A 24,238-nucleotide genomic window follows, 5' to 3' on the forward strand; every position below is an offset into this window, starting at 1 on the left:
GTTAAGGGAGGTTTCGGGCGCGCGTCTGTCTGTCGCCCGGTCCGGTCGGCTGTCTGGCCAGCAATCGGGCTAGGGCGGCCAGATCCACAGGATCAGCGGCACGGCGGTCACGATCACCAGCAGCGACAGCGGCAGCCCCATGCGCCAGTAGTCGCGGAACTCGTAGCCGCCCGGTGCCATCACCAGCGTGTTCGACTGGTGCCCGATGGGCGTCAGGAAGGCGCAGGAGGCGCCGATGGCCACCGCCATCAGGAACGGGTCCGGCGCGGCCTCCATCGACCGCGCCAGCGCCAGCCCGACCGGCGCGGCCAGCACCGCTGCTGCGGCGTTGTTGATCACGTTCGACAGCAGCATCACCACGCCCATCAGCAGCGCCAGCATCACGGCAGGGGAGGCGGCCTCGCCCAGCGTGAACAGGCCATCGGCGATCAACTGCGAGCCGCCCGTCGTCTCCAGCGCCTGGCCCACCGGTAGCAGCGCGGCCAGCAGCACGATCACCGGCCACTCGATCCCGCGATACACCTCGCTCGGTCCGATCAGCCCGACCAGCACCATCGCTACCGCGGCCCCGACCAGCGCCGGGGCCGCCGGCACCCAACCCAGCGCTACCGTGCCCAGCGCCAGTGCAAACAGGCTGCTGGCGAGGATCACCTTGCGCGGCCGCGTAATGCGCAGCCCGCGCGAGGCCAGGGGCAGGCAGCCGAGCTCGCTCAGTGCGCCCGGCAGTTCCTCCTCGTCGCCCTGCACCAGCAGGATGTCCCCGGCCCGAAACCGCACCTGGTCCAGGCGCTCGCGCAGGCGCACACCCTGGCGCGCAACGGCCAGCACATTCACCGCGTAGCGCTGGCGCAGTTCCAGGGCGCTGGCCGTGGTGCCGACCAGGCGCGAGGCGGGTGTCACGATCGCCTCCTCCAGCGCCAGCTCGCCCAGGGCACTCTCGCGCTTCTCGCCGTTGTCTTCCTGTGCGGCCTGCTCCTGCTCTTCCGCCTCCTCGACCCGCGCCTCCAGCTCCATCTTCGTGACGTCCAGCAGCGTCTTCAGGCTGTCGGGGTCCGCCTCGACCAGCAGGATGTCGTCCGCGCGCAGCACCTCGTAGATGTCGGGCATCGGTTCGCGGCGTTCCCCGCGCACCAGGCCGACCACGACCACCTCGGCCTCGCCGCGCAGTTCGCGCATCAACTCGTAGACGGTGTGGCCGACATAGCGGTTGCCCTCCGGTACCCGTATCTCGGTCAGGTAGGCGCTGATCTCGAACAGCTCGCCGCTGGCAGCCGGGCGCTCGCGCTTTGGCGTCAGCCGCCAGCCGATCAGCGCGATGAAGATCACGCCGACCACCGTCACCCCCAGTCCAACCGGCAGGAAGTCGAACATCGCAAACGCGGTGCCCGTCGCCTCGGCGCGGTACTCGGCAATGATGATGTTCGGCGGCGTGCCGATCATCGTCAGCATCCCCCCCAGGAGCGAGCCGAACGCCAGCGGCATCAGCAGGAACGAGGGTGATCGACCGCTCTGCCGCGCCATCCAGATGGCCACGGGCATCAGCAGCGCCAGCGCGCCGACGTTGTTCATGAACCCCGAGGCCAGCGCCACGACCCCCGTCAGTGCCGCCACCTGCACCCAGGGCTGGTCGCCCACACGGGTGAGCTGGCGCGCCACCGTGTCCACGACCCCGGCGTTCAGCAACCCCCGGCTCAGCACCAGCACCGCGCCGACCGTGATCACCGCCGGGTGACCGAACCCGGAGAACATCTCGCGAAACGGGACCAGCCCGAGAAAGGCCGCCGCCAGCAGCGCCCCGATCGCCACGATGTCGTAGCGCCAGCGGTTCCATACGAACAACACGAGGGTTGCCGCCAGTAACCCGAAGATCATCCACTGCTCGGCTGTCACTCACGGCTCCCTCGGTCGTCCCTTTCGTCCAATGTAGGGCCTGCGCGGCGCGACTGCATCGCCCCGTTGTGCGGATACGTGGCGGCATTGCCGTCGTGGGGAAAGACGTGGGAGGGGGCGTGTGATGTCCGCAGGCTTGCGGCAGGGCGCCGGTGCGGGGAGGTCGGACCCAAAAACAACGAGGCCCAAAAGAACAGGGCCCTCCGAAGAGGGCCCTGACGTGATCCTGCGCGGGGGATCAGTTGGAGAAGAAGCGCACGCTCGGGTCGGCCATGTAGGCGCCGACTTCTTCCGGATCGGCGGGGGTGATGCCGTCCAGCAGGTCTGCCTCGGTGTAGTCGGTGTTGGGCAGGAAGATCGCGCAGGTTTCCACCTTGGCGCCGTTGTTTATCAGGTTCATCAGCAGCTGCTGGGCGTTACGTCCGGCGGGCTCCAGGGTCGGACCATCGAAGTCGTCGGTGGCCATGGTGGCGTCCGGACCACACAGCAGCACGCGGATCTCCTGACCCTGACGCATGGTCTGGTTTGCCAGCACCATGGACATGAACTGGGTGTGCTCGTCGGCCGAGGTCAGGCTCACGAACAGCTTGTTGGGTTCGGCAGCCTGGGCCGCGCCACTGGCGCCGGCAATGGCGAGAACGGCGGAAGCAGCGAGGGTCTTGAGGGTTCGCATAGGATCTCCTTTGGACTCCGTATAAGCGAATCACCAGATAAGCACACACTAATGTGTTGGGCAAGGGCTACTCGCAAGGCCGGGGATATACAAAGCACGCACATTCGAAAGTGGGTGTCCCTCCACAGCTCGTTCCCTGCGCGCAAGAAGGCAGGTGCCCCTGCAAGATTTCGCCACGGCGCGACAAGTAATCACCGTCATCGCGAGGCGCGCAGCGCCGTGGCGATCTCTGTGGATGTCCCCGGCGCTGATCGAGGCGGACGTCTGGGATTGCATTCGCAGATGGCCACGGCCCCTGCGGGACCTCGCCATGACGCGGCAGGGAAGAAGGGTGTGTTCTTGTTGTCCTTTTTCAGGTATGTCCTGGTGCGTCTCCCCGGCGGGGGCTGTCGAGTTCGAGCAGTTCCAGGCGGTGGTTGCCGGCCGGGTTGGGGGCCGAGGGGCCCTGAACGAGAAGGACGAGGCCGTCATTGATGTCGTTCTCGGCGAGCCACTCACGGGCGAAGTCGTTCCAGTCGCTGCGGTCTTCGGTGACCTCCACTGGCTGTACGCCGTAGGAGAACTGCAGGCCCTGGGCGGTTGCGGGGTTCGGGGTGAAAGCGACCGTCCAGCAGGGCAGGCGCAGGCAGGCGATGCGCCGGGCGGTGGCACCGCTGAGCGTGGGCGCGAGGGTCACGTGGGGCAGGCGCCTTTGCGCGGTGTGGAATACGCTGCGCACGATCAGGTCGACGGCGCGGTCGCGCCCGGCCTCGTCATGGTCGTTCGGACCATCAGGAATCATGCCCGTGTCGCGTTCCGGTTCGATGGAGCGGGCAATGGCCGCGAGCATCGCCACGGCCTCCACCGGATAGCGCCCCATTGCGGATTCACCGGAGAGCATCACGCAGTCGGTGCCGCCGAGGATGGCATTCGCCACGTCGGTCGCCTCGGCGCGGGTCGGGCGGCGCGAGGTGACCATGGACTCCAGCATCTGGGTCGCGGTGATCACCGGGCGGTGGTACTGGTTGGCGCGCCGGGTGATGCGGCGCTGGGCGAGGGCGATGCTCGCGATCGGGATCTCCACCCCCAGATCCCCGCGCGCCACCATGATGCCGTCCGCCGCCTCCAGGATGCTGTCGAGCTGCTCCAGCGCCGCGGCCCGCTCGATCTTGGCGACGATGAAGGGGGCATAGCCCAGCGCCTCCGCCGCCTTGCGCACGGCCAGGATGTCGTCGCCATCGACGACGAAGCTCTGGCTGACGGCATCCACGCCGTGTTCCGCCGCGAAGCGCAGCCACTCGTGGTCGTCCAGGGTAAAGGCGCGGATACCCAGATCGATGCCCGGCAGGTTCAGCCCCTTGCGCGAGCGCAGCTCACCGCCGGTATGCACGCGGCAGGCCACATCGCGGCCCTCGATCGACACCACCTCCAACTCGATGTAGCCATCGTTCAGGAACAGCGCATCGCCCGGCTGCACCGCCTCCGGCAGCCCGGAGAACGACACGCTAACGCGCGAGGCGTCACCGGTGCAGTCCTCCGTGGTCAGTGTGATGGCCTGGCCGGGCTCCAGTTCGATCCGTTCCTCACCCAGCTCGCCGATGCGCATCTTCGGTCCCGGCAGGTCTCCCAGGATCGCAATGCGGCTGCCGGTCTCGCGGGCGGCTTCGCGGATATGGCCGATCACCTCGGCGTGGTAGTCGGCATCGCCGTGCGAGAAGTTCAGCCGTGCCACGTTGAGGCCGGCCCGCACCATCTGTCGCAGCGTCTCCGGGGAATCGGACGCCGGCCCGATCGTGGCCACGATCTTCGTCTTGTGCGCGCGAAACGGCATGGGCGGATCCTTGCTCGATCACTGCCTCCGAGGGTAAACCGGCCGCGACAGCCTGTCGCCGGGGGCCGGCGGCCTGCTATCGAGATGCATGCCCGCAGCCGGAAAAGAAAGGTTTCCTCATTCCTCCGTTACTGTGCCGCCCGCTGGGTCGCGGTGATCAGGGGCGTTGCCAGTCCAGGGTGGCCCGTACCTCGCGATCGTCGTCCGGCAGGCGGATCTTGAGGTCAATGTCGTATCGGGCGCTTCCGGTCAGGTCGAAGTAATTGCCGTATGTCTCGGCATCGGCAATCACCATAAGCTCGAGATCCTTGCGAACCTCGGCCATCTCCTCGCTGCTGATCGTGGCTTCCACGTCCGCGTCGGTGATGCGGTCGCCCGTCTTTTCGTCGAACAGGGCAATCATCACGTGGTAGCCGTCATCGGGAACGCCGTCGTGCATCTCGGCCTCCGGGTGATCGGGCGGATGGTGATCACGCACGACCGCGGCCGGCACCACACCCAGGTAGATGGTTAGCCCGTCGACGGTTTCTGCGGCGCGCGCGTCGCTGGCCAGCGCTCCCATGCCGAGCACCATAAGGCCTGCCACCAAGCTGACCATCCAGGCGGAAAGAGAAGAAGTCTTGCGCATCGCGTGCTCTCCTGTAGGAAACGGTTCGCTTACCTGGAGTCTAGTTCAGATAGAGCGATGGACCAGCCTCGGTTGCCGTGCCGCCTGGGCGATCGTCCTTCCATTTCAGGCAGGGCGGCATCATCGTGTACCGTTTCGGTGTCCGAACAGCCCGAGCCAACACCAACGGGAGGCTCCCATGTCACGGCAGCGCATCCTGGCCCTACCCGAGTTCAACGTGGCCGTGTTCGCGTTCCTGCTGAACTACCCATGGGAGTTTCTGCAGGTGCCCTTCTTCGACGACATGCCCACCATGCCGCACTGGGAGGCCGTGGTGTTCTGCACCCGGGCAACGCTTGGCGATGTACTGATCGCGCTCGCGGCCTTCTGGGGCGTGGCGGCGCTCACCCGGAACCGGAGCTGGATTCTCCAGCCCACCCTGCGCACCGTGCTGCTGTTCGTGGCGATCGGGGTCGTGATCACCATCGGCCTGGAGTGGCACGCAACGGCAATCGACGACCGCTGGCAATACGCCGACACCATGCCCACCTTGCCGATCCTGGGCACGGGCCTGCTGCCGCTCATTCAGTGGGTGATCCTGCCGCTCCTGCTGATCTGGTTCGTCCGCCGTCAGGTGAGGGGGCAACTGGCGTTGAACGACGCGTAGCTACCGCGTCCAGAAGGTCGGTGTCGCCTTCTTCGTGGCTGGCAGTAGGTGTGCTTTTCTTCGTGATGTCGCCTTTTTGCACTGTCGCGCCCTAAAGGAGCCAAAACGACGCTACGGCGCGTCTTCGGCTGAAACGATTGAATCCATCTGAGCGCGGGCCGTACGTACGAGGATCCTGAAGTCGGACTCCCGAATGATCCTGATTCGCTGACCTTCAGCAACCAATTGCTCCGCTCTGCGATGCTTTGAACTCTTTTCGTGACCCGCGAGTTTGGTGACATCTTGGTCACCTACAATCAAGATCGTGGTTTTCTTCGTCACGCTGCTTGTGACCCGACAGCCAACACTAGCCGCAAGGTCTGCCGCTTGGCTGCGCGGGAGTTCGAGTGCCCCTGTGAAGACGACGACTTCACCATATAAATCGCCTTCAGGGTTGCCGTCTCTTTTTATGCGTGCGCCAGAGAGCGCGCTCGCGGGATCAATGGGTTGGTTGACCCTACGGAGCCAGTGATCTAAGTCTTGCCGTGATTCTTTCAGAGCGGCAAGCAAGACAAAGCCAGCTGCCTTTGCGTCTTCGAGCGCATCATGATGCCGAAATTCGTATCCGATCCTGTTACAAACGTTGGCAAGGCCGTAGCCTTTCCACGCCAGGTCTTTCCAGGTGCGGCGGACTACTCTGGCCGAGTCCAGCCAAGTGGTGCAAATGGGATTCAGGTTATACTTTGCGTAGGCCCGATCGATAGCGATCCGATCAAAATGGGTGTGACAAACGCTGATTGTATTTTCGAGAGTAAAGCGTATTCGGTCGGCAATCTGGGGTAGTATTGGACGGCCTCTTACCAGATGCGGTTTGATGCCGTGTATGCTGACGTTGACCTCGTCGAAATGCTCTTCAGGGTCGACAAGCGTGCACCACTCTTCGGTGAGTTTTCCATCGACAAACTTCGCGACGCCGATTTGACAAATCGATCCCATGTCAGCATTGGCAGTCTCGACGTCGATGGCAACAAACTGCATCGGCTCGTCTCCAATGGGTTTACGCTTCCGCGTACTTTTTATTGTTGGCGGTGAAGACAACGGCCATTCCGGTGGCGGTGCACGTCAGTGTAATATCCTCGGCAGTGTCGATGTTCAGGTCTTCGCCCCTCAGGCCCTGCCACATGGCGAGGTAGAAGAGTGTTCCGAACTTGTGTTTCTTCTTTATAGCTTTTTCGACACCGCCTTTCCAAGGGAGAACTACGAGCTTCCCATCCGCGGCTCGCGCGGCCAGCTCTGGATCTTCAAGTCGTTTCTCTCGACCCCGTTCCCAGCATGCGATGAGCCCATTATCTTCGGAATTCCAACGCTCATCCCAATTTGCGCCGTCGCGAATCGGCTCGCTAATCGATCGGTATATCTTCATGCGGTGCCCCTCGAGAGTCATGAGTAAGGGTCTAACAGCAAAAGGCAACGGTCGGACCCCGTGGCCGATACCCCCTTCTTGCGGCTCGTTGGCTGAAGACTCCTACAAGCCCTCCGGGTTACCGTCGCGGATCTCGCCCGTCCCTGCCATCTCGCCGTGGCGTAGCCAGGTAATGCTGTTGCCTTCGATCGAGAGGCGCCAGCAGTCCGAACCCCTATTGAACGTCATGCGCAGCGCATCGTCCTCGACCTTCCAACTGGACTCGGTCTCGTCCGCGTTACGCATTCCCCCATCTTCGGCGAAGTAGTCCACCGTTCGCCCCGCGCCGTGGATCTTGGAATCAACGGTATTTCCGGAGATGGCGGCTTCTACCTCCGAACTCGTCGCAGGTTCGAGATCCGCAGCCGCGGTGTGACTGCGAGGGCAAGGAGTTCAGGATGATGACACGCATGGTGGCCTCCCTGATCAACACGTTCAGGGGCTCGCAAGCCCTCAGCCTCGTATAACATCGGGCACACGCCCGAAACAATCATGCTGCATGCCGAACACAGTGCCGACAAGCGTGAGTTCCCCTGCAATCGTGTTTTTCAACTTCCAGTATCCCCGTGGACGACCCGGGCGTTGGCTGAGAGGCGCGCCGGGGTTGCGTCCGGGCGGGGCCTCGCCCTAACGGGCCAGAAAATGATGCTATCGAGATCCGAGCCCTTTTCCCGCTGGTTTTCGCCTTTCGGTCAGGCGGAACCCGGATTTCTCGCAATGGTCCATCGGTATAAGTATCGGGACAGGGAATCCGGCAGGCCGACAAACACCGGCTGTCAGTGCATCAAGCCGGAAGGACGGTGGACGTGATACGGACGAACGGGATCTGCGCATGCCCGATGGTCCTGGTGGCCGTGGCGCTTCTCGTGTTCGGCCTGAGCGGCAACGCGGCCGCCGGGGAACGGGAGGCCGAGATCGTGCAACTGGTGGAAGGCCTGGACGAGGACGAGCTCATCGTCTTTGAGCCGGACGACGTCCAGTACACCGTGACGGTCTTTACCGACGTCAACTGCCCCTATTGCCGCGAGTTCCACCAGCAAATCGACGACTACCTCTTATGGGATATCCGCATTCGCTATGCGGCGTTCCCCGTCATCGGCAACGCCTTCGAGCAGATGGAGGCGGTGTGGTGCAGCGACGACCGGCAAGATGCCATCACTCGGGCCAAGCTGGGCGAGACCATTAAGGCGGAAGACTGCCCGAATCCCGTGGCCGATCATCTGGCCATCGCCCGGGAGGAGCGGTTCCGGGGCACCCCCACCATCATCACCCCTCAGGGCCGGATCAGGTACGGCCTTGTCTCCGCCGCCGAACTCGTGGATATGCTGGAAGCCGAGGCGGCCCGGTAAGCAGCGTATCAAGAAGGTGGGTGTCCTCTTCTTGACCCCTCGTCGCTCTCCTCCAGCCCCAGTCGTTGGTGCCACTCGGCGATGCTCTCTTCCGGGAAACCGGAGAAACATCGGCTGCTGTCGTCTGCCTCCACCTCCACCCAGTTGGCCTTGCTGTCGAGCAGGATATGGACGTGCTCGGGCGGGGTCGGCAGTTCGCTGTCGATGGCGGAGGCAAAGGGGTGGACGAGGGCGGGCCAGCGGGGATCATAAACCCATAGGGCACTGGCGCAGTGGCGGCAGAAATGGCGCTCGCCGAGGCTCGGCTCGCCGTCGATCACTGCATGGTAGATACCCGTGTGATCGGCGCCCTCGACCTCCAGCGTCTCGGCGCGTCCGCTCAGGTTGATGGCATAGCCGCCGCCCCCGGCGGTCTTGCGGCAGATCGAGCAGTAGCAGCGCTGGTACGGATATGGATGCGGCGATTCCACGCGAAAACGCACCGCGCCGCAGTGACAGGAACCTTCGAGCAGCATGGCCTCTCCTCCCGAATCGGGCGGCTACCCTAAGTCTAGTGCACTGGGGAAGGGCGGCAGGCCTTCGCTTTCGCCACTGGAGGGTACGAGGCAGAGGGCGCTGCGTCGCGTATGTTCAACATAGCAACAAGCAAGGTCTGACCGCGTACCCTCGCCTGGTGATGAAGGACGCTTGGCCCCCTACATCAAGCCAGTGGCCAAGAAGGTGGGTGTCCTCTTCTTCCCCGCATGGAATGTCTCTCCGCGGGCGGTTGATATCTGCCTGTTGGACCCTCCGATGGGGCGCGGCGGGGTTCCGCGTCACAACCCTCATGAAATCGGGGTTGGTTGTGGGCCGGACCACATCTACCGAAGGTCTAAGGGGGTTTTTGGGCCGTTCGGGCCAGCCGGCTGTCAGGAAACGCCGCTCGGGGAGGGATCTCATGTCCACTGATTCGTATATCCATTCACTGCATCCGCTTCGCTGGTGGCGTTCAGGTCTGATGACCGCGTCGGCGGTCGTGCTGATGGCCTGCGGTCCCGGGGAGGGGCAGTCGGAAGTGCCGGGGGTGGCGGGCTCTTCGCTGGAACATCCGGAGAGTACCGGCGAACTGATGGTGGTGACCCGCAATGCCCCCACCACCTGGTTCTACGATCGCCACACCGAGACTGCAGGCCCGGAACACGACCTGGTGGAAGCCTTCGCAGCCGCACGCGGCTGGGAGGTCGAATGGAAGGTGGTGGACTCGGTGGGCGAGGTGCTGAAGACCCTGGCCTCCGGCGAGGTCCATATGGCGGCGGCCGGTCTCACGCATCTGGAATCGCGCGATGAGGATTTCCTCCGCGGGCCGCAGCATACCGAGGTGACCGAGCAGGTCGTGTGTCACCGCGATCGCGGCTCGCTGCCGGAGTCGGCCGCCGATCTGGACGGGGTGGAGCTGGCGGTCAGTGCCGGCAGCGCCTACGTCGAAACCCTGCAGGCGCTGGACGAGCCGGTGGCCCATCGCGCCGAGCCGGAGGGCACCGAGCGGCTGCTGGCGGCGGTGGAAGAGGGCGAACTCGACTGTACGGTGGCCGACTCGCATATCGTCGAGCTCAACCAGCGGATCTTCCCGCACCTGGAAGTGGCCTTCGACGTGAGTGATGAACGCGCGATCGGCTGGTATCTGCACCCCGATTTCGACGAACTCGCGGCGCAGGCGGGTGCGTGGATGGACACCGACGAGGGGACGCAGGTGCGTGCCCGGGTGGACGAGCAGTACTATGCCTACGTCCCGGAATTCGACTTCGTGGACCTGCGTGCGCTGACCCGGCGCATCGACCAGCGCCTGCCGGATTTCCGCCCGGTGTTCGAGGAGGCCGCTGACGAGTACGAACTGCCCGCCGACCTGCTGGCCGCGCTGGCCTACCAGGAGTCGCACTGGGATCCGCAGGCGCGCAGTCCCACCGGGGTGCGCGGGATGATGATGCTGACCCAGCGCACTGCGCAGGAGCTCGGGATCGAGGATCGCCTGGATCCGGAGCAGAGCATTCGTGGCGGCGCGCGCTACCTGCGCCAGATGCACGAGCGCCTGGACGCGGACATCCCGGAACCGGACCGTACCTATCTCGCGCTGGCCGCCTACAACATCGGCCGCGGGCATCTGCTGGATGCACGGCGCCTGGCGAGAGAGCTGGATCGCGATCCAGACCGCTGGGCGGACATGCGCGAGGTGCTGCCGCTGCTGACCGAGGAACGCTATTACCGCGACCTGCGGTTCGGCTACGCGCGCGGTTACCAGCCGGTGTACTACGTGCAGCGCATCCGCAACTACCGTGCCGTGATCCGGCCCGTCTTCGTGGGGGACGAGATCGCCGTGGACAGGCCGGCGCCGTCTATCTTCTCGCGGCTGATGTCGGACTGAGCGGGCCGCCGGTCAATTCTCTGGCCAAGGCGGACGCCGGAGGTAGCGTCCGGAGATGGCCACGGCCCCTGCGGGGCCTCGCCATGACGGCCAGAAGAATGTGGGTGTCCTCTTCTCCCCCGTTCGTTATCAGCCGGTGTACTACGTGCAGCGCATCCGCAACTACCGTGCGGTGATCCGGCCCGCCTTCGTGGGGGACGAGGTCGCCGTGGACGGAGCGGCGCCGTCTATCTTCTCGCGGCTGCTGTCGGACTAAGCAGGCCGCCGGTCAATTCTTCCAGCGCCTGCGCCAGGCGGGCAGCAGGCGCGCCTAGCGAAGGGCAACAAGGTGGGTGTCCTCTTCTTCCCCTGCTTCCTGCACTTCTTCGACGGGGATACTCGTGGTCTTACATCAGTACAAATACTGCTGAAAGTCCACGAACACTTCTCGGATGTTGCTCACCGGCCCCAGCTCGTGCACCGCGTCACCGAGGCTGTGGTACTTCAATTCGATCAGCTGGGGGAGCTTCGCCGTATCCAGCTCGCTTACGCCCTGGGCGACATAGTGGTCGAGCACGAATCGCAGAAATTCCTGCTGTCTGTAGTCGTGTCCCTGGAAGATGCGCTCCTTGTGGGCATCGACTCGTTCCGCCCGGGTGACCGGCGCCATGTTGAAGGCGATGTAGGCCAGGACGTCGTATAGATCGCTGTTTTCGGCCTCGATCAGCTTGCCGACCTCGGCCAACTGTTGCGTGCCATAGCCCTTTTCCTCCAGCCCCTCCAGCAGGCTCTTCCGGGTATCCGGGCGGCTCCACAGGCGGCGAAGCTCATCTTCGTCCTGGAAGAGCTCTGGTAGATCGCCGAACAGTCGCTGGATGAATTCAGCGGCCGAGATGGGCTTGCCGTCCGGGCCCCAGAAGCTGGTCGCCGTCATGTGCTGGATGGCGCGTTCCTTGCCGTCGCCCAGGCGGATCTTCACCTTGCGGCGTTTTTCGCAGATGCAGGGCCATTCGCCGCAGACCTCGCAAGGTTCCGGCGGCTCCTTCTCGCAAACACAAGGCCGCTCGCCGCAGACAGCGCAGGGCTGCGGAGGCTCCGTGGTGCAACTACAAGGGCTGTTGCCGCATCGCTCGCAGGGTTCCGGCGGCAAGGGCTCGCCATCCCACTCCGCATCGTTGAAGTGCTCGTAGGCCTTCACGAAGTCGTAGATCGTGAAGTAGTCCTTGCCCTCAAACAGGCGCGTACCGCGACCGATGATCTGCTTGAACTCGATCATGCTGTTCACCGGCCGCATCAGCACGATGTTGCGCACGTTGCGGGCATCCACGCCGGTGGAGAGCTTCTGCGAGGTGGTCAGGATGGTCGGGATGGTCTTCTCGTTGTCCTGGAACTGCTTCAGGAAGCGCTCGCCCTCCTTGCCGTCGTTGGCGGTGACGCGCTCGCAGTAGTGCGGGTCTTTGCGGGTCTTGAGCTGGTTGATCAGGTCGCGCACCGCCAGCGCGTGTTCCTGGGTGGCGCAGAACACCAGCGTCTTCTCGCCCGGGTCGATCTGCTCCATGAACAGCTTCACGCGGTAGCGCTCGCGCTCCTGGATCTCGATGACCCGGTTGAAGTCGTCCTCGGTGTAGCGCCGCCCTTGCTCCACCTCGCCCTCGATGATCTCGTCATCCGCCGTGTAGACGTAGTCATCCAGCGTGGTGGCGATCTGCCGCACCTTGAACGGGGTCAGGAAGCCGTCGTTGATGCCATCCTTCAGCGAGTAGATGTAGACCGGCTCCCCGAAGTAGGCGTAGGTGTCGGCGTTCACCGTGCGCTTCGGCGTGGCGGTCAGGCCAAGCTGCACGGCGGGCTGGAAATACTCGAGGATGCCGCGCCAGTTGCTCTCGTCGTTGGCGCCGCCCCGGTGGCACTCGTCGATGATGATGAAATCGAAGAAATCCGGCGGGTAGTCGCCAAAATTCGGCGCGGGGTGGCCCGCGGCATCGCGCCCGGTCATAAAAGTTTGGAAGATGGTGAAGAACACGTTGCCGTTCTTCGGCACCCGACCCTTCTTGCGGATCACCTCCGGATCAATCCGCACCAGCGCGTCCTCGGGAAAGGCGGAAAAGTCGTTAAAGGCCTGATTGGCCAGGATGTTGCGGTCCGCCAGAAACAGGATGCGCGGCTGCCGCCCCGGCGTGCCGGCAGCACGGGCCGCCAGACTCCAGCGCGCATGGAACAGCTTCCAGGCAATTTGGAAGGCGATGGCCGTCTTGCCGGTGCCGGTAGCCAGGGTCAACAGGATGCGATCCCGCCCCGCGGCAACCGCCTCCAGCGCCTGGTTGATGGCGTTGTGCTGGTAGTAGCGCGCCTGCCAGAAGCCGCCCTTGTCCTCGAACGGCACGGCCCCGAAGCGTTCGCGCCAGGTGTCCTGCGCGCCGCCGCCCGCGCCGAAGGTCTCCACCCACAGATCATCCGGCGACGGCCAGACCTCCACAGGGCCCTCCGCGCCGGTTGCCATGTCCACCCGGTAGATACCGTCGCCATTGGTGCAGTAGGCGAAGCGCGCCTGCAGGCGCTCGGCATAGCGCTTGGCCTGGGCCAGCCCCTCGGTCACCGGCAGGCTGCGCTTCTTGGCCTCGATCACCGCCAGCTTCTGGCCGCGATACGTCAGTACGTAGTCGGCAATGTCCTGCCGGGCGCGCTTGCCGCCACCCTGCAGCCGACCGAGCGTAATCACCTCGCGCCGCACCCGGCTGGCCTCCACCACGCCCCAGCCCGCCTCCTTCAAGGCCGGGTCGATCAGTTCGGCGCGGGTGTCTGCCTCATTGAGGCCGGACTCGTTCATCCCTGGTCTCCAGCCAGCATGTTCATGATCAGACGGATCATGGTCTCCTTGTTGGCAGGGTCGGACTCGGCCACCAGCAGGGTCAAGGCCACGAGGCCGACATCGTTGATCACCGGCTCGCCGGACGCATCCAGCAAGCGACCGTTGCGGTGGAGGAAGTCCACGAACAAAAAGGCGGCGCTGCGCTTGTTGCCATCGGAAAACGGGTGGTTCTTGATCACGAAATAGAGCAGGTGCGCCGCCTTGGATTCAACGCTGGGATAGGCGGGTTCACCAAACACACTCTGATCGAGATTGCCCAGCAGCGAGGTCAGACCATCGCCCCGGTCCCGAGCGAACAGCTCGGTGGCTTCGCCGCGCTCCATCAGGTCCGCTTTCAGCCCGTCCAGCGCGGCCCGCGCCTGTTCCCAGGAGGGCAGCGTGCCACCAGTCTGGGCGCGGGGTTCGGTCAACAGGCCTTCGTCATAGCGTTGCAGCAACAGAAAGGTCTGTGCGTAGCGGCTGACGATATCCACCAGACCACGACCGCTGCCCGCATCCAGCGCAGGGCTCTGCGCGGCCTTGCGCACCAGCGCCAGGGCCGCCTCCAGCTCTCGCGCGTTTTCCTCAAAGCGCTGGCGGTTCAGGGTCCAGCCCTGGGTCAGGTGCTCGCGCAGGACGCGGGTGGCCCACTGGCGGAAGCGGGTGGCACGGCTGGAGTTGACCCGGTAGCCCACCGAGATGATCGCATCAAGGTTATAGAGCTCGATCATGCGTCGTACCCGGCGCGCGCCCTCCTCCTGAACTGTTGCATTTTTTGCAACAGTTGCCTCACGCGCCAGCTCGCCTTCCTTGTAGATGTTACTCAAATGTCGGGATATGACCGATTTGTCCCGGTCGAACAACTCCGCCAGCTGTTGCAGGCTCAGCCAGACCGTTTGCTGGTTCGCATCCAGCCGCACCTCGACCGCCTTGTCGGCCTCCTCGAAGATGATGATGGGGGCCTTGGTTTCGGCGGTCATGCGATTTCTTCCACCTGGCGCATGGCATCGGAGGCTGCCTCGCCTGCGGTGAGCTCACCGGAGAAGGCTTTTTGCAGGAGGGATTGTCTGAGCTCCGATAGAGCGTTGAGCTTTTGTCGATAGATGTCAGAGAGCTGCCTCTTCCCGCTCGCAATCTCATCCAGTTTTTCGACGACCACTCTCTGTTGGTCTACCGAAGGGAAAGGCACCTTGATCGAATTCAATGCCTTTTGATTCAATTTTGGCTGGGCCATGCCACTGACGTATGGCTCCAAGGATATGGAATTTAAGTAATACTCGATAAACCGTTGAGACTCGATCGCATCGAACCGAAGTACATGCGCGTGGTTGTTGACCCAACTTTTTCCCGAAATCGAGAACGCGATTGGATAAGTTCTGGCCAACAGGTTCGCCCCGTCCTCGGAGACCAGGAGCAAATCCTCATCGAAAATGTAATCAGCCACATGGTCTACCACACCAGACGCGCCGTAGTAAGGAATCCCTCCAGGCATGCGCTTGGACTTTGTGATTGGTACTCTTTTGCTGTCGAGGTTTACACAAACGTCAGCGAGGCTTCGCTCTTCCCACTCTTCACCCTGCTGACTAAAGAACGCATTCAAATAACTCTCAAACAACTCCCGGGCATTGGCGAGGTTCTTTTCGGTGTTGGCGAGCGCGGTGGCGATTCCCGCAAAGGCTTCGTCGAGGGTGGCAACGATGCGCTTTTGTTCGGTTAGGGGCGGTATCGGAACCGTGACGTTCTGGATAAACTCTTTGGGAACTCGCTTGTGTCCAACCGCGCCGGACATCACACGAGACCCCGCGTCCCTGAAGCTGTCCTGCGACAAGAAATAAAATAGAAACTCGGCATCCAATGCGTCGGTCGGGCGCAAAACCACGAATTCGCTTGAGCCAAATCCGACTCCATTCGTCAGGCCTCGGGCGACGCCGAGCTTCCCGTTCTCGAAGCATGGAGTGATCTTGGCAATTAGCACGTCGCCATCAGCGAAGTACGTGTAGCTACCGGCAACCGAGGAAAGAGGCCGCTCTTGCTTCGGAAGCAGCCACTTCTCGCGTATTCCAAGGTCATTCATGGGCACGAACGACACTGGATCGTCAGCCTCGAGTCTGGTGCGCACCTCGCGTTTCGGTGGCTTGATTTCGCAGACTTCATGGAGCGGCCGTACAGTCCAGCCCTCTTTCATAGCATCCCCCGAATCCCTTCCAGGATCTCCTCGCTCTCCCGGTCCAGCGTCTCGATCTCGTTGATGATCACCTCGGGGTCGCGCAGGGGCTCGGCTTCGGCCTTGTTGGGGTTCTTCACCGACAGGTCCACGCTGTCCGGGTCGATGTCGTTGATGTCCACCGTCCAGGAATTGTCGGAAGCCTCGAACCCGGCGTGGCGCGCGACGAAATCCTTCAGGTCGTTGTCATTGAGCGGGTTGGTCTTGCCCAGACTGCGGCCGGGGTCGAGCTGGTAGTACCAGATCTTCTGGGTCGGGGCGCCCTTCTCGAAGAACAGCACCACGGTCTTTACGCCGGCGCCCAGGAAGGTGCCGCCGGGGCAGTCGAGGATGGTGTGCAGGTTGCAGTTCTCCAGCAGCTCCTTGCGCAGTGCGCGCGAGGCGTTGTCGCTGTTGGACAGGAAGGTGTTCTTGATGACGACGGCCGCGCGGCCACCGGCCTTCAGGTACTTGATGAAGTGCTGCAGGAACAGGAACGCCGTCTCGCCGGTCTTGATCGGGAAGTTCTGCTGGATCTCCTTGCGCTCCTTGCCGCCGAAGGGCGGGTTGGCCAGGATCACGTCGAAGCGGTCCTTCTCCTGGATGTCGCTCAGGTTCTCCGTGAGGCTGTTGGTGTGGACGACGTTCGGCGCCTCGATGCCGTGCAGGATCATGTTCATGATCCCAATGACATAGGGCAGGCTCTTCTTCTCCTTGGCGTAGAAGGTTCGGGTCTCGAGGGTATCCAGATCGCTGGTGGAGAGATGGCTGCCGTCGCCCTGGCCGTCCGGCCCATATCGAAGGTAGTCGTGCGCCTCGCACAGGAAGCCCGCTGATCCGGCGGCGGCGTCGTAGATGCGCTCGCCGATGCGCGGCTTCACCACCTGGATCATCGCGCGGATCAACGGGCGCGGCGTGTAGTACTCCCCGCCGTTGCGCCCCGCGTTGCCCATGTTGCGGATCTTCGCCTCGTACAGATGGGAGAGCTCGTGCTTCTCCTTCTGCGAGCGGAAGCTCAGGCTGTCGATCAGCTCCAGCGCATCGCGCAGGCTGTAGCCGCTGGAGAACTTGTTCCGGATCTCGCTGAAGATCTCCCCGATCTTGTACTCAAGGGTGTCCGGCCCCGTCGCCCGCGTGCGGAATCCCTGGAGATACGGAAACAGATCGTCGTTGACGAAGCCGATCAGATCCGCGCCCGTCAGCGCCTCGTCATGGTCGAACACGCCATCGGCCGTCTTCGGCGCAGCCCACGCCGACCAGCGATACGGCTCATCGATGATGTACCGGTAGGACTTGCCCACCAGCTCCGCCTCCTGCGCGCGCTCGTACTCCAGATCATCCAGATACTTGAGGAACAGCATCCACGACGTCTGCTCCGTGTAGTCCAGCTCCGTCGCGCAGCCGGCCTCTTTCCAGAGCACGTCATCGATATTGCGGAAGGTTTGCTCGAACATTCAGTCACCCGTTCTCCTTGGACGCCGCATTATCCCTTCGCGCGCAGGTCAGGAGAAAGGTGGGCGCCACTTCCCTGGCGTACTTCCTGCGGTGCTAGGCGGCAGGCTGCCCGCCGTCGCCAGGCCCATCGAACCGCACCCGCCGCACGGTGTCCAGCTTCACGCCCTTCCGAGCAAACCAGAGGTCGTGCTGGCGCTGCATGGCAAGCCAGCTTTCAGGCGAACGCCCGAGCGCCTTGGAAAGCCGCAGCGCCATCTCGGCGCTGACCCCACGGCGCCCCTGCAGGACACGCCCCAGGGTGGAAGGCGACACATCGAGCTTGCTGGCCAGCTGGTGAGCACTCAGCCCAAACGGCTCCAGAAAGACCTCGCGAATGAACTCGCCCGGGTGCGGAGGGTTGTGCATGGTCATCAATGTAGTCCTCACAGCCCACGGTAGCCGTCGAAATCGTGAAGGAAGATGCGTGTCCTCTTAGCTTGGGCTTTTCGCCCCGAAAATTGGCCGTTTAAGCGCCTGTCGAGCGGTAAGAGAGGAGCCTAGACCTTTAGATTCAGCGACCTATCGAGGTCCGACCCCGTTTTGCCTCAAGCTTTCTTATACCTTTGATAACGCAGACTCAAGCAACGCCTTTTTCTTCTTGCGGTCGATTTCTGGATCTTCCTTCTGCAGATATTCGACAGCGGACAGATCGTCCCCTCGCTTCCTGTTCTGACGTGGCTCGAGCGCCTCAATCAATATGGCCTCTAGGGCTGGAACAATCTTGCTAGAGATATAACCTTCCGGAAGCCCCCGAAGTTCTCCTTGTTCAGACACCGGCAATAGGCCAAACCAGGAAAATCGATCCCACCGAGTGGAAAGCCGATCTGCAGTATGTTCATATAGGCGCTTGCCAAGGGGGCGATCAGTTGACCGGCCTACATATATTATCTCTCGACCGTCGTACAGTAGGTAGATCCCTATCTGTTGGTAAAAGTCCACTGCCTCTGCACCGATCTGCTGCATACCAAGCAGCTTTGGTCTTGAATTCCAGTCAACAAAATCCCGCCGCCAAAACATTCCGAAGGAGCTAACAATATCATACTGATCCTCCGATTCTTGGTCCGGTTTTAGTGGTTCACTTCGTTCCTGCTTATCCTTCTCAGGGGTTTGCCGCTTGTGCCGCAGGATGTATTCGCCCCTCCCCACTTTTTGAAAAGGGGACCGATCGCCATCCTTAGCTATCGAAGTTGTAAGGTTTGTGCTTACCGTTGCCGGAGGCGTGGCCCCTACGTTAACGCGAAGGCCACGGCTTACGATTTCCTCGGCGATGTCCTTGTAGTGCATCGCCCCTTCGGCATCTCGCAGCACCTTCTCGATGGCTTTTCGCCATGTTAGTTCTTTAGGCACGATGCCTCCTTGGTATAGCGCGCGCTTAATAGGCGCGAGCGTGCGAGTGTCCTAACTAACGCGATTGTTAACTCTTTATTAGGTTGATCCAAAATAAAACTCTCTAGAGCATTCTATCGTCGTTTCATTTAATTCTTTTGCTTCATCATCTGTTGCCAGACGAACTTTCTCTTTAATGTCTTCCCCGCCAATCAGGAATATCTTTGGTGTTACAGCCATTATTAATTTTTCACCATAGCAGTCTGCAGAAATGAAGTTGGCTCCGCTAGAGTTTACAACCTGCCACTTAAAGCCTTTATATGCATGCTCATTACGGCTCAACAACTCCGTGATATCAAGTGTTGCCTTGAAACGGCCTGCAATCTTTCCACCTGCTCTTACTGGCACTTTGCCCCATGACTCAAGTAGCTCCTCAGTTTCTTGGTCTAGGCTGCCGCATGGGAAGTCCTTGTAAAGGTCAAAATCTTCTACTTCATTCTTTGAGAAGTGATAGCGCAAACACCATAGAAGATGATATTCAGAGATAGCTTTATGGTCGCAAATGCTTTGTGAGTTTTCGATTCTTCTGACCTGGGCTAGAAACTTCTTCTCAATGGGGTGGCTAAGATGTGTTTCGCACTCTTCTGACCAAGTTCGACGTCCCATAAAGCATTGATCCGAGGGATTAGTAAAGCGAGTTTTCTTGTCTGATTTGGATGTGATCTTTATTTGATCGCTTACTGCAAACTTCTTGATAATGGCCTGCATGTGGTAGTGCTGGCGTTTTGTAATGTTATATGGATTATTCTCTGATGTTTGTTCAAACGACACAGCTGACTCCTTGCGCGCACTTAAGAGAGTTAACAGTGATTAGGTAGCACGCACGGATATTGTTTGATCCTGCGCGGTACATTTGAGGGATGAGCCGGCGTCACAAACGTTCGGGGGTTCAGCCGGTTACGAACCATGGGTCCTGGATATGTAGCCGCTGGGATTAATTGTGTTAGGGGTGCTGTCTTCGATGGTCGTCAGGCCGATTCTGGCACGCATGTTGTGGGTTTGCGAACCGATGAAGGGATGGGGGCCATGTAGGGCGCGGCCTGGACGGTCAGTCGAGAAAGGCGACGGATTTGACGAGGGCATGGGCGCGAGCGCCGGGCCCTAGGCCCAACCGTTCAGTGGATAGCCGCGTCAGTTCCGCCATCAACGTCTGCCCATCGTCCTGCCGGCACACGGCAAGTACGCGTGCTGGCCCATGGTGCCCAGGCGCCTCGTCCAGCGACTCAATTGTCACGGGGATGATGTTGAGGATGGAAACGTCCTGGGGCGGCGACAGGGCGATGGAGACGTCGCGGGCGTCTACGCGCAGGCGGGCCGGGCGGCCGGCGCCGTTGGTGGCGCCGGGGGTGGACGGTACGCGGTAGCGGGCCTCGGGCGGGCCGAACGGGTGCAGGCCGTGTGCGTCGGGCGGGCCGAGTGTGCCTTGCAGGACCGAGACGGCGCCTTCGTCGCGGAACAGGGGGGAGTCGGCGCGGGCGAGGGCTTCGCGCAGGGGTTCCAGGCGTTCGAGCTGGCCATCGTGCATGAAGGCGACGCGGGTGGCGAGGCGTTCGACTTCGTCCGGGGCGTGGGTGACGAGCAGGCTGGGTATGCCGGTCTCCTCCGACAGGCGGGCGAGGAAGGGCATGATCTCGCGCTTGGTCTGGGTGTCCAGGGCGTTCAGGGGTTCGTCGAGCAGCAGCAGGTCGGGGCTGGTGAGCAGGGCGCGGCCGAGGGCGACGCGCTGGCGCTGGCCGCCGGAGAGCTGGTCGGCGCGGCGCTGCAGCAGGTCGTCGATGCCGAGCAGGCGGGCGACCTCGTCCAGGTGCAGGCGGCGCAGGGGCTCCGGCGTGCGCTTGTAGCCGTAGAGCAGGTTGCCGCGTACGGACAGGTGCGGGAGCAGGGTGGATTCCTGGAACACGAGGCCGACGCGGCGACGGTGCAGCGGGACGAAGGTCTTGCCGGACTGCCAGACGCTATCGCGAAAGTGCACCTCGCCGCCGGGCGGGTGTTCCAGCCCGGCGATGATGCGCAGGAGTGTGGTCTTGCCGCAGCCGGAGCGGCCGAACAGGGCGGTCACGCCCTCCAGCGGGAAGGCGGTGTCCACGTCCAGCGCGAAGCCGGGGCGTTCCAGCCGGGCCTTGATGCGCAGCGTTTCGGGCTCGGGCCGGGTCACAGGCGCACCGTGTCGAAGCGGCGGTTGATCGCGTAGACGATGAACAGCACGGCGAAGGCGAAGATGAGCAGCCCGAAGGACAGGCGGTGGGCGGAGTCGAAGTCCATCGCCTCGGCGTGGTCGTAGATCAGGATGGACAGCACCTGGGTCTCGCCGGGGATCGCGCCGCCCAGCATCAGGATCACGCCGAACTCGCCGAGGGTGTGGGCGAAGGCGAGCGTGGCGGCGACGATGAAGCCGCCGCGGGTCATCGGCAGGATCACGGTCACGAAGCGGTCGATGCGGCCGGCGCCCAGCGAGCCGGCGATCTCCACCGGGCGGCGGCCGAGGTTGGCGAAGGCCTGCTGCAGCGGCTGCACCGCGAACGGCAGGGAGTAGATCACCGAGCCGATCAGGATGCCCTGAAAGGTAAAGGCCAGGTGGTTCAGGCCCCAGCTCTCCAGCGTGCTGCCGACCGGCCCGGCCGGGCCGAGCAGCACCAGCAGGTAGAAGCCGAGCACGGTGGGCGGCAGTACCAGCGGCAGGGCGACGAGGGCCTGCACCGCGGTGCGCACGCCGGGGGAGCCGCGCCCGTTGGCCAGCCACCAGGCGATCGGCGTGGCGATCACCAGCAGGATCAGCGTGGTGTAGAGCGCGAGCTTGAGGGTGACCTCGATCGCCATCCAGTCCGTGGGGCTCAGGTCCAGCATGCTAGGGAGACACTGACTGATGTGCACGCTCGCGTTCGAGTCGCTTTTGCGTGCGAACAAGGCGCGGTGACTGCCGTGCAGTCATTCTGCACAAGGGAGCCGCAACGCCGTGCGCGCGCCCGCTTTGATCAACAACGGGCGGCCGAGCCCCTGCATTGAATGGTTGGTGGGGTTGGTAGCCCAGGTTCCCCGATCCTGCGTTGCGGCCCTTGCCGGTAGAACCACTACCGGCTGCGCACCGCGCCTTGTCTCGGAAAACCTGGGGTACCAACGCGAGTGTGCACATCAGTCAGTGTCTCCCTTGGGCTCCCCGGGCATCTCGAAGCCGTAGCGCTGCATGATCTCGCGGGCGGTGTCGCGGCCCATGAACCCGGCGAAGCGGTGCGCGGTGTCCTTGTCCGCGCCGCGACGGGTGATCACGAAGCCCTGGGTCAGGGGTTCGTGCAGCGCGTCGTCGATCAGGTAGTGCGGGTGCTCGGCGAGATCGGGAAACTCCGCGAGCGACAGGGCAATGATGCCGGTGTCCGCGCCGCCGGCCTGCACCATGCGCGCGGTCTGGGCGATGTTGTCGCCGTTGACGATCTTGGGCTGCAGCGCGTCCCAGACGCCGGCCGCCTGCAGCGCCTCCTTCGCGCGCACGCCGTAGGGGGCGTGCGTGGGCGAGGCGATGGCCACGCGGCGGATATCGTCGCGCGTCAGGTCCTCCAGCGTCAGCTCGGAGGCATCCATGCGGTTGCTCCACAGCACGATGCGTCCGATCGCGTAGACGGACGGCTCGGTGACGGCGGCCCCCTCCGCGTGGAGCCGCTTCGGGTAGGCGATATCGGCGGAGAAGAAGAGGTCGTAGGGCGCGCCGTTGAGGATCTGCGTGGTCATGCGCCCGGAAGAGCCGTAGGTCACGCGCACGCGGTCGTCCGGATATTCCTCGCGGTAGGCCTCCACGATCTCGTCCAGGGCAAAGCGCAGGTCGGAGGCGGCGGCGATGGTCAGCGGGCCCGAGGCGTGTGCCAGGCCGGGCAGCAGCAGGACGAGGGTCAGGAGCAGTAGGCGCAGGTGCATGGGTGGGGATAGTTCCCTGTGGGTGCGGGTTGTGGTTGGCTCGGGTCGTTTCGTTCGGCGACTGCTTCGTCGCGGTGCTCCTCGCAGTGACGGTGAGGCTGGGGATATGCGGTTCGTTATATTTCAGTTTGCATATCGCCAGGCAGAAGCCTACACCGGAACCGCCTCTGGCTGCCAACGATTTGGCAGACCCGGCCGCGCGTCAGGCGATGTGCACGATCCCGACCACGGCGCCGGTCATCAGCGTGGCCAGCGTGCCGGCGACGATGGCGCGGATGCCCAGGCTCACGATCTCGCTGCGCCGCTCCGGCACCAGCGCGCCGAGGCCGCCGATCAGGATGCCGAGACTGCCCAGGTTGGCGAAGCCGCTCAGCGCATAGATCAGGATCAGCTCGCTGCGCGCGGACAGCGCGTCGTCACCCAGCTCGGCCATCTGCAGGAAGGCGACCATCTCGTTGAGGATCGTCTTGACCCCCAGCAGCGAGCCGGCGGTGGTGGCCTCGGCCCAGGGGATGCCCATCAGCCAGGCCAGCGGGGCGAAGAGCCAGCCCAGGATGCGCTCCAGACTGAGCGCGGCGCCAGCGACCTCGGGCAGCGCCCCCAGCATCACGTTGACCAGCGCGACCAGGGCGATCACGACGATCAGCAGCGCGATGATCTGCAGCAGCAGCTCCAGCCCGCGCAGGGTGCCGCGGGTGATCGCGTCCATCGCGCTGGTCGCGCCCTCGGTCTCGGGGAGCAGCTCGCCGGCGGTGGAGGGCGCGGTTGGCGGGATCATTACGGTGGCGATCAGCAGCGCGGCCGGCAGGCTGATCAGCGAGGCGACGATCAGGTGGCCCAGCGCGTCGTCTAGCACCGTGCCGATGATGGTCGAGTACAGCACCAGCATCGTGCCGGCCAGCGTCGCCATGCCCACGCTCATCAGCGCGAACAGCTCGCTGCGCGTCATCTGGCGCAGGTACGGGCGGATCACCAGCGGCGACTCGACCATGGAGAGGAACACATTCGACGCCGTACCCACGCCCAGGGCACCGCCAATGCCGAACGCCCGCTGCAGCACCAGCGAGGCCCCGCGGATCAGCACCGGGAGCACGCGCCAGTAGAACAGCAGCGCCGACAGGGCCGAGAGCACCAGTATCAGCGGCAGCGCCTGGAACGCGAGGATGAAGTTGTTGGCCGGGTCGTCCACCGCGAACGGCGGGTCGTCCCCGCCGAGATAGCCGAACACGAACGAGGTGCCGGCCTGCGTGGCGTCGGTCAGCGCGATCACGACCTGGTTCAGCCACAGGAACGCATGCTGCGCGCCGGGGACGCTCAACAGCAGCACCGCGATCCCGAACTGCAGCGCCAGCCCGGCCAGTACCTCGCGCCAGGGGAAGCGTGTCTTGTGTTCGCTCAGCAGCCAGGCGATGGCCACGAATACGAGCAGTCCCAGCCCGGCTTGCAGTGCGAGCATGCAGCCCCCTTCGATTCTGTGACGGCGTTCAAAAACCGCACAGGATACCGGCTTTTACACGGATGCCAATGGGGGCGGGCGCAGGGGCGTGCACATTGGTAGGGTAGGCCCATTAAACGAAGTGCAAGGAGCAG

At 63.3% G+C, this 24,238-nt stretch carries 23 protein-coding genes; 4 read left to right on the forward strand and 19 right to left on the reverse strand.

The window, feature by feature from the left end; all coding sequences use genetic code 11:
* Positions 1 to 69: 69 nt before the first annotated feature.
* From C995_RS0112395 to C995_RS0112410, 4 genes are all read right to left on the reverse strand, one after another.
* Complete coding sequence (locus C995_RS0112395) at positions 70 to 1,872, reverse strand: SLC13 family permease (protein WP_018865244.1); 1,803 nt, start codon at positions 1,870 to 1,872, stop codon at positions 70 to 72.
* 256 nt (positions 1,873 to 2,128) lie between these two features.
* Positions 2,129 to 2,563, reverse strand: coding sequence for a hypothetical protein (locus C995_RS0112400; protein WP_018865245.1), 435 nt, complete (start codon positions 2,561 to 2,563; stop codon positions 2,129 to 2,131).
* 352 nt (positions 2,564 to 2,915) lie between these two features.
* Complete coding sequence (gene pyk / locus C995_RS0112405) at positions 2,916 to 4,373, reverse strand: pyruvate kinase (RefSeq protein WP_018865246.1); 1,458 nt, start codon at positions 4,371 to 4,373, stop codon at positions 2,916 to 2,918.
* A 157-nt stretch (positions 4,374 to 4,530) separates the two neighbouring features.
* Positions 4,531 to 5,001 carry a hypothetical protein gene (locus C995_RS0112410; RefSeq protein WP_018865247.1) on the reverse strand — a complete coding sequence of 157 codons (471 nt, stop codon included), beginning with the start codon at positions 4,999 to 5,001 and terminating at the stop codon, positions 4,531 to 4,533.
* A 178-nt stretch (positions 5,002 to 5,179) separates the two neighbouring features.
* Between C995_RS0112410 and C995_RS0112415 the strand changes: the two genes are divergently transcribed.
* Entirely contained in the window at positions 5,180 to 5,647 is a 468-nt protein-coding gene (locus C995_RS0112415) for a hypothetical protein (RefSeq protein WP_018865248.1), read from the forward strand.
* Positions 5,648 to 5,758: 111 nt separating this feature from the next.
* Here the strand turns inward: C995_RS0112415 and C995_RS0112420 are convergent, their stop codons facing one another.
* From C995_RS0112420 to C995_RS0112430, 3 genes are all read right to left on the reverse strand, one after another.
* Entirely contained in the window at positions 5,759 to 6,664 is a 906-nt protein-coding gene (locus tag C995_RS0112420) for an exonuclease domain-containing protein (RefSeq protein WP_018865249.1), read from the reverse strand.
* Between the two features lie 19 nt (positions 6,665 to 6,683).
* Complete coding sequence (locus tag C995_RS0112425; RefSeq protein ID WP_026279110.1) at positions 6,684 to 7,049, reverse strand: hypothetical protein; 366 nt, start codon at positions 7,047 to 7,049, stop codon at positions 6,684 to 6,686.
* A 102-nt stretch (positions 7,050 to 7,151) separates the two neighbouring features.
* Positions 7,152 to 7,334 carry a hypothetical protein gene (locus tag C995_RS0112430; protein ID WP_231362433.1) on the reverse strand — a complete coding sequence of 61 codons (183 nt, stop codon included), beginning with the start codon at positions 7,332 to 7,334 and terminating at the stop codon, positions 7,152 to 7,154.
* A gap of 593 nt (positions 7,335 to 7,927) precedes the next feature.
* Here C995_RS0112430 and C995_RS0112435 point away from each other — a divergent pair.
* Positions 7,928 to 8,437 (forward strand): DsbC family protein, encoded by a 510-nt coding sequence (locus C995_RS0112435; RefSeq protein WP_018865252.1) that lies wholly within the window; start codon positions 7,928 to 7,930, stop codon positions 8,435 to 8,437.
* 8 nt (positions 8,438 to 8,445) lie between these two features.
* Here C995_RS0112435 and C995_RS0112440 read toward each other — a convergent pair whose 3' ends face one another.
* Positions 8,446 to 8,952, reverse strand: coding sequence for a GFA family protein (locus tag C995_RS0112440; protein WP_018865253.1), 507 nt, complete (start codon positions 8,950 to 8,952; stop codon positions 8,446 to 8,448).
* Positions 8,953 to 9,374: 422 nt separating this feature from the next.
* Here C995_RS0112440 and mltF point away from each other — a divergent pair, with 422 nt between their 5' ends.
* Together mltF and C995_RS0112450 are read left to right on the forward strand one after the other, a co-directional pair.
* Positions 9,375 to 10,835 (forward strand): membrane-bound lytic murein transglycosylase MltF, encoded by a 1,461-nt coding sequence (gene mltF / locus C995_RS0112445; RefSeq protein ID WP_018865254.1) that lies wholly within the window; start codon positions 9,375 to 9,377, stop codon positions 10,833 to 10,835.
* A 55-nt stretch (positions 10,836 to 10,890) separates the two neighbouring features.
* Positions 10,891 to 11,091, forward strand: a complete 201-nt coding sequence (locus C995_RS0112450) for a hypothetical protein (protein WP_018865255.1) — start codon at positions 10,891 to 10,893, stop codon at positions 11,089 to 11,091.
* 135 nt (positions 11,092 to 11,226) lie between these two features.
* Here the strand turns inward: C995_RS0112450 and hsdR are convergent, their stop codons facing one another.
* The 11 genes from hsdR to C995_RS0112500 form a co-directional block, all read right to left on the reverse strand.
* A complete protein-coding gene (gene hsdR, locus C995_RS0112455; protein WP_018865256.1) occupies positions 11,227 to 13,641 on the reverse strand; it encodes an EcoAI/FtnUII family type I restriction enzme subunit R in 2,415 nt (804 codons plus the stop codon).
* Positions 13,638 to 14,642, reverse strand: coding sequence for a virulence protein RhuM/Fic/DOC family protein (gene rhuM / locus C995_RS0112460; protein WP_018865257.1), 1,005 nt, complete (start codon positions 14,640 to 14,642; stop codon positions 13,638 to 13,640). Before rhuM ends, hsdR begins: the two co-directional genes overlap by 4 nt.
* Complete coding sequence (locus C995_RS13685; protein WP_018865258.1) at positions 14,639 to 15,847, reverse strand: restriction endonuclease subunit S; 1,209 nt, start codon at positions 15,845 to 15,847, stop codon at positions 14,639 to 14,641. Before C995_RS13685 ends, rhuM begins: the two co-directional genes overlap by 4 nt.
* Positions 15,844 to 17,319: an N-6 DNA methylase gene (locus tag C995_RS0112470; RefSeq protein WP_018865259.1), complete on the reverse strand. Its 1,476-nt coding sequence runs from the start codon at positions 17,317 to 17,319 to the stop codon at positions 15,844 to 15,846. The genes C995_RS13685 and C995_RS0112470 overlap by 4 nt, the downstream gene beginning before the upstream one ends.
* Positions 17,320 to 17,413: 94 nt before the next feature.
* On the reverse strand, positions 17,414 to 17,731 hold the full coding sequence (locus C995_RS0112475) for a HigA family addiction module antitoxin (RefSeq protein WP_018865260.1): 318 nt from the start codon (positions 17,729 to 17,731) through the stop codon (positions 17,414 to 17,416).
* A 183-nt stretch (positions 17,732 to 17,914) separates the two neighbouring features.
* Complete coding sequence (locus tag C995_RS0112480) at positions 17,915 to 18,643, reverse strand: HTH domain-containing protein (RefSeq protein WP_051075153.1); 729 nt, start codon at positions 18,641 to 18,643, stop codon at positions 17,915 to 17,917.
* A 141-nt stretch (positions 18,644 to 18,784) separates the two neighbouring features.
* Positions 18,785 to 19,516, reverse strand: coding sequence for a hypothetical protein (locus C995_RS14275; protein ID WP_156015535.1), 732 nt, complete (start codon positions 19,514 to 19,516; stop codon positions 18,785 to 18,787).
* 277 nt (positions 19,517 to 19,793) lie between these two features.
* On the reverse strand, positions 19,794 to 20,900 hold the full coding sequence (gene modC, locus C995_RS0112485) for a molybdenum ABC transporter ATP-binding protein (RefSeq protein ID WP_018865262.1): 1,107 nt from the start codon (positions 20,898 to 20,900) through the stop codon (positions 19,794 to 19,796).
* Positions 20,897 to 21,589, reverse strand: a complete 693-nt coding sequence (gene modB, locus C995_RS0112490; RefSeq protein ID WP_018138505.1) for a molybdate ABC transporter permease subunit — start codon at positions 21,587 to 21,589, stop codon at positions 20,897 to 20,899. Before modB ends, modC begins: the two co-directional genes overlap by 4 nt.
* A 285-nt stretch (positions 21,590 to 21,874) precedes the next feature.
* The gene (gene modA / locus C995_RS0112495; RefSeq protein WP_018865263.1) at positions 21,875 to 22,648 is read right to left on the reverse strand and encodes a molybdate ABC transporter substrate-binding protein; all 774 of its coding nucleotides are present in this window, start codon (positions 22,646 to 22,648) and stop codon (positions 21,875 to 21,877) included.
* A gap of 202 nt (positions 22,649 to 22,850) precedes the next feature.
* The gene (locus C995_RS0112500) at positions 22,851 to 24,104 is read right to left on the reverse strand and encodes a NupC/NupG family nucleoside CNT transporter (protein WP_018865264.1); all 1,254 of its coding nucleotides are present in this window, start codon (positions 24,102 to 24,104) and stop codon (positions 22,851 to 22,853) included.
* Positions 24,105 to 24,238: the final 134 nt, after the last annotated feature.

The organism is Thioalkalivibrio sp. ARh3, from assembly GCF_000377265.1.
In the GTDB taxonomy this organism is placed as follows: Bacteria; Pseudomonadota; Gammaproteobacteria; order Ectothiorhodospirales; family Ectothiorhodospiraceae; genus Thioalkalivibrio; species Thioalkalivibrio thiocyanoxidans.

Excerpts from the sequence above, each read along its gene's own strand:
- C995_RS0112500 (WP_018865264.1), bottom strand. The coding sequence starts at position 24,104 with ATGCTCGCACTGCAAGCCGGGCTGGGACTGCTCGTATTCGTGGCCATC.
- C995_RS0112415 (WP_018865248.1), top strand. The coding sequence starts at position 5,180 with ATGTCACGGCAGCGCATCCTGGCCCTACCCGAGTTCAACGTGGCCGTG.
- hsdR (WP_018865256.1), bottom strand. The coding sequence starts at position 13,641 with ATGAACGAGTCCGGCCTCAATGAGGCAGACACCCGCGCCGAACTGATC.
- C995_RS0112470 (WP_018865259.1), bottom strand. The coding sequence starts at position 17,319 with ATGTTCGAGCAAACCTTCCGCAATATCGATGACGTGCTCTGGAAAGAG.
- C995_RS0112395 (WP_018865244.1), bottom strand. The coding sequence starts at position 1,872 with ATGATCTTCGGGTTACTGGCGGCAACCCTCGTGTTGTTCGTATGGAAC.
- pyk (WP_018865246.1), bottom strand. The coding sequence starts at position 4,373 with ATGCCGTTTCGCGCGCACAAGACGAAGATCGTGGCCACGATCGGGCCG.
- C995_RS0112450 (WP_018865255.1), top strand. The coding sequence starts at position 10,891 with ATGGCCACGGCCCCTGCGGGGCCTCGCCATGACGGCCAGAAGAATGTG.
- C995_RS0112420 (WP_018865249.1), bottom strand. The coding sequence starts at position 6,664 with ATGCAGTTTGTTGCCATCGACGTCGAGACTGCCAATGCTGACATGGGA.
- C995_RS0112480 (WP_051075153.1), bottom strand. The coding sequence starts at position 18,643 with ATGCACTACAAGGACATCGCCGAGGAAATCGTAAGCCGTGGCCTTCGC.
- C995_RS13685 (WP_018865258.1), bottom strand. The coding sequence starts at position 15,847 with ATGAAAGAGGGCTGGACTGTACGGCCGCTCCATGAAGTCTGCGAAATC.
- mltF (WP_018865254.1), top strand. The coding sequence starts at position 9,375 with ATGTCCACTGATTCGTATATCCATTCACTGCATCCGCTTCGCTGGTGG.
- modA (WP_018865263.1), bottom strand. The coding sequence starts at position 22,648 with ATGCACCTGCGCCTACTGCTCCTGACCCTCGTCCTGCTGCTGCCCGGC.
- C995_RS0112440 (WP_018865253.1), bottom strand. The coding sequence starts at position 8,952 with ATGCTGCTCGAAGGTTCCTGTCACTGCGGCGCGGTGCGTTTTCGCGTG.
- C995_RS0112425 (WP_026279110.1), bottom strand. The coding sequence starts at position 7,049 with ATGAAGATATACCGATCGATTAGCGAGCCGATTCGCGACGGCGCAAAT.
- C995_RS0112475 (WP_018865260.1), bottom strand. The coding sequence starts at position 17,731 with ATGACCATGCACAACCCTCCGCACCCGGGCGAGTTCATTCGCGAGGTC.
- C995_RS0112430 (WP_231362433.1), bottom strand. The coding sequence starts at position 7,334 with ATGCGTAACGCGGACGAGACCGAGTCCAGTTGGAAGGTCGAGGACGAT.
- C995_RS0112435 (WP_018865252.1), top strand. The coding sequence starts at position 7,928 with ATGGTCCTGGTGGCCGTGGCGCTTCTCGTGTTCGGCCTGAGCGGCAAC.
- C995_RS0112410 (WP_018865247.1), bottom strand. The coding sequence starts at position 5,001 with ATGCGCAAGACTTCTTCTCTTTCCGCCTGGATGGTCAGCTTGGTGGCA.
- C995_RS0112400 (WP_018865245.1), bottom strand. The coding sequence starts at position 2,563 with ATGCGAACCCTCAAGACCCTCGCTGCTTCCGCCGTTCTCGCCATTGCC.
- modB (WP_018138505.1), bottom strand. The coding sequence starts at position 21,589 with ATGCTGGACCTGAGCCCCACGGACTGGATGGCGATCGAGGTCACCCTC.
- rhuM (WP_018865257.1), bottom strand. The coding sequence starts at position 14,642 with ATGACCGCCGAAACCAAGGCCCCCATCATCATCTTCGAGGAGGCCGAC.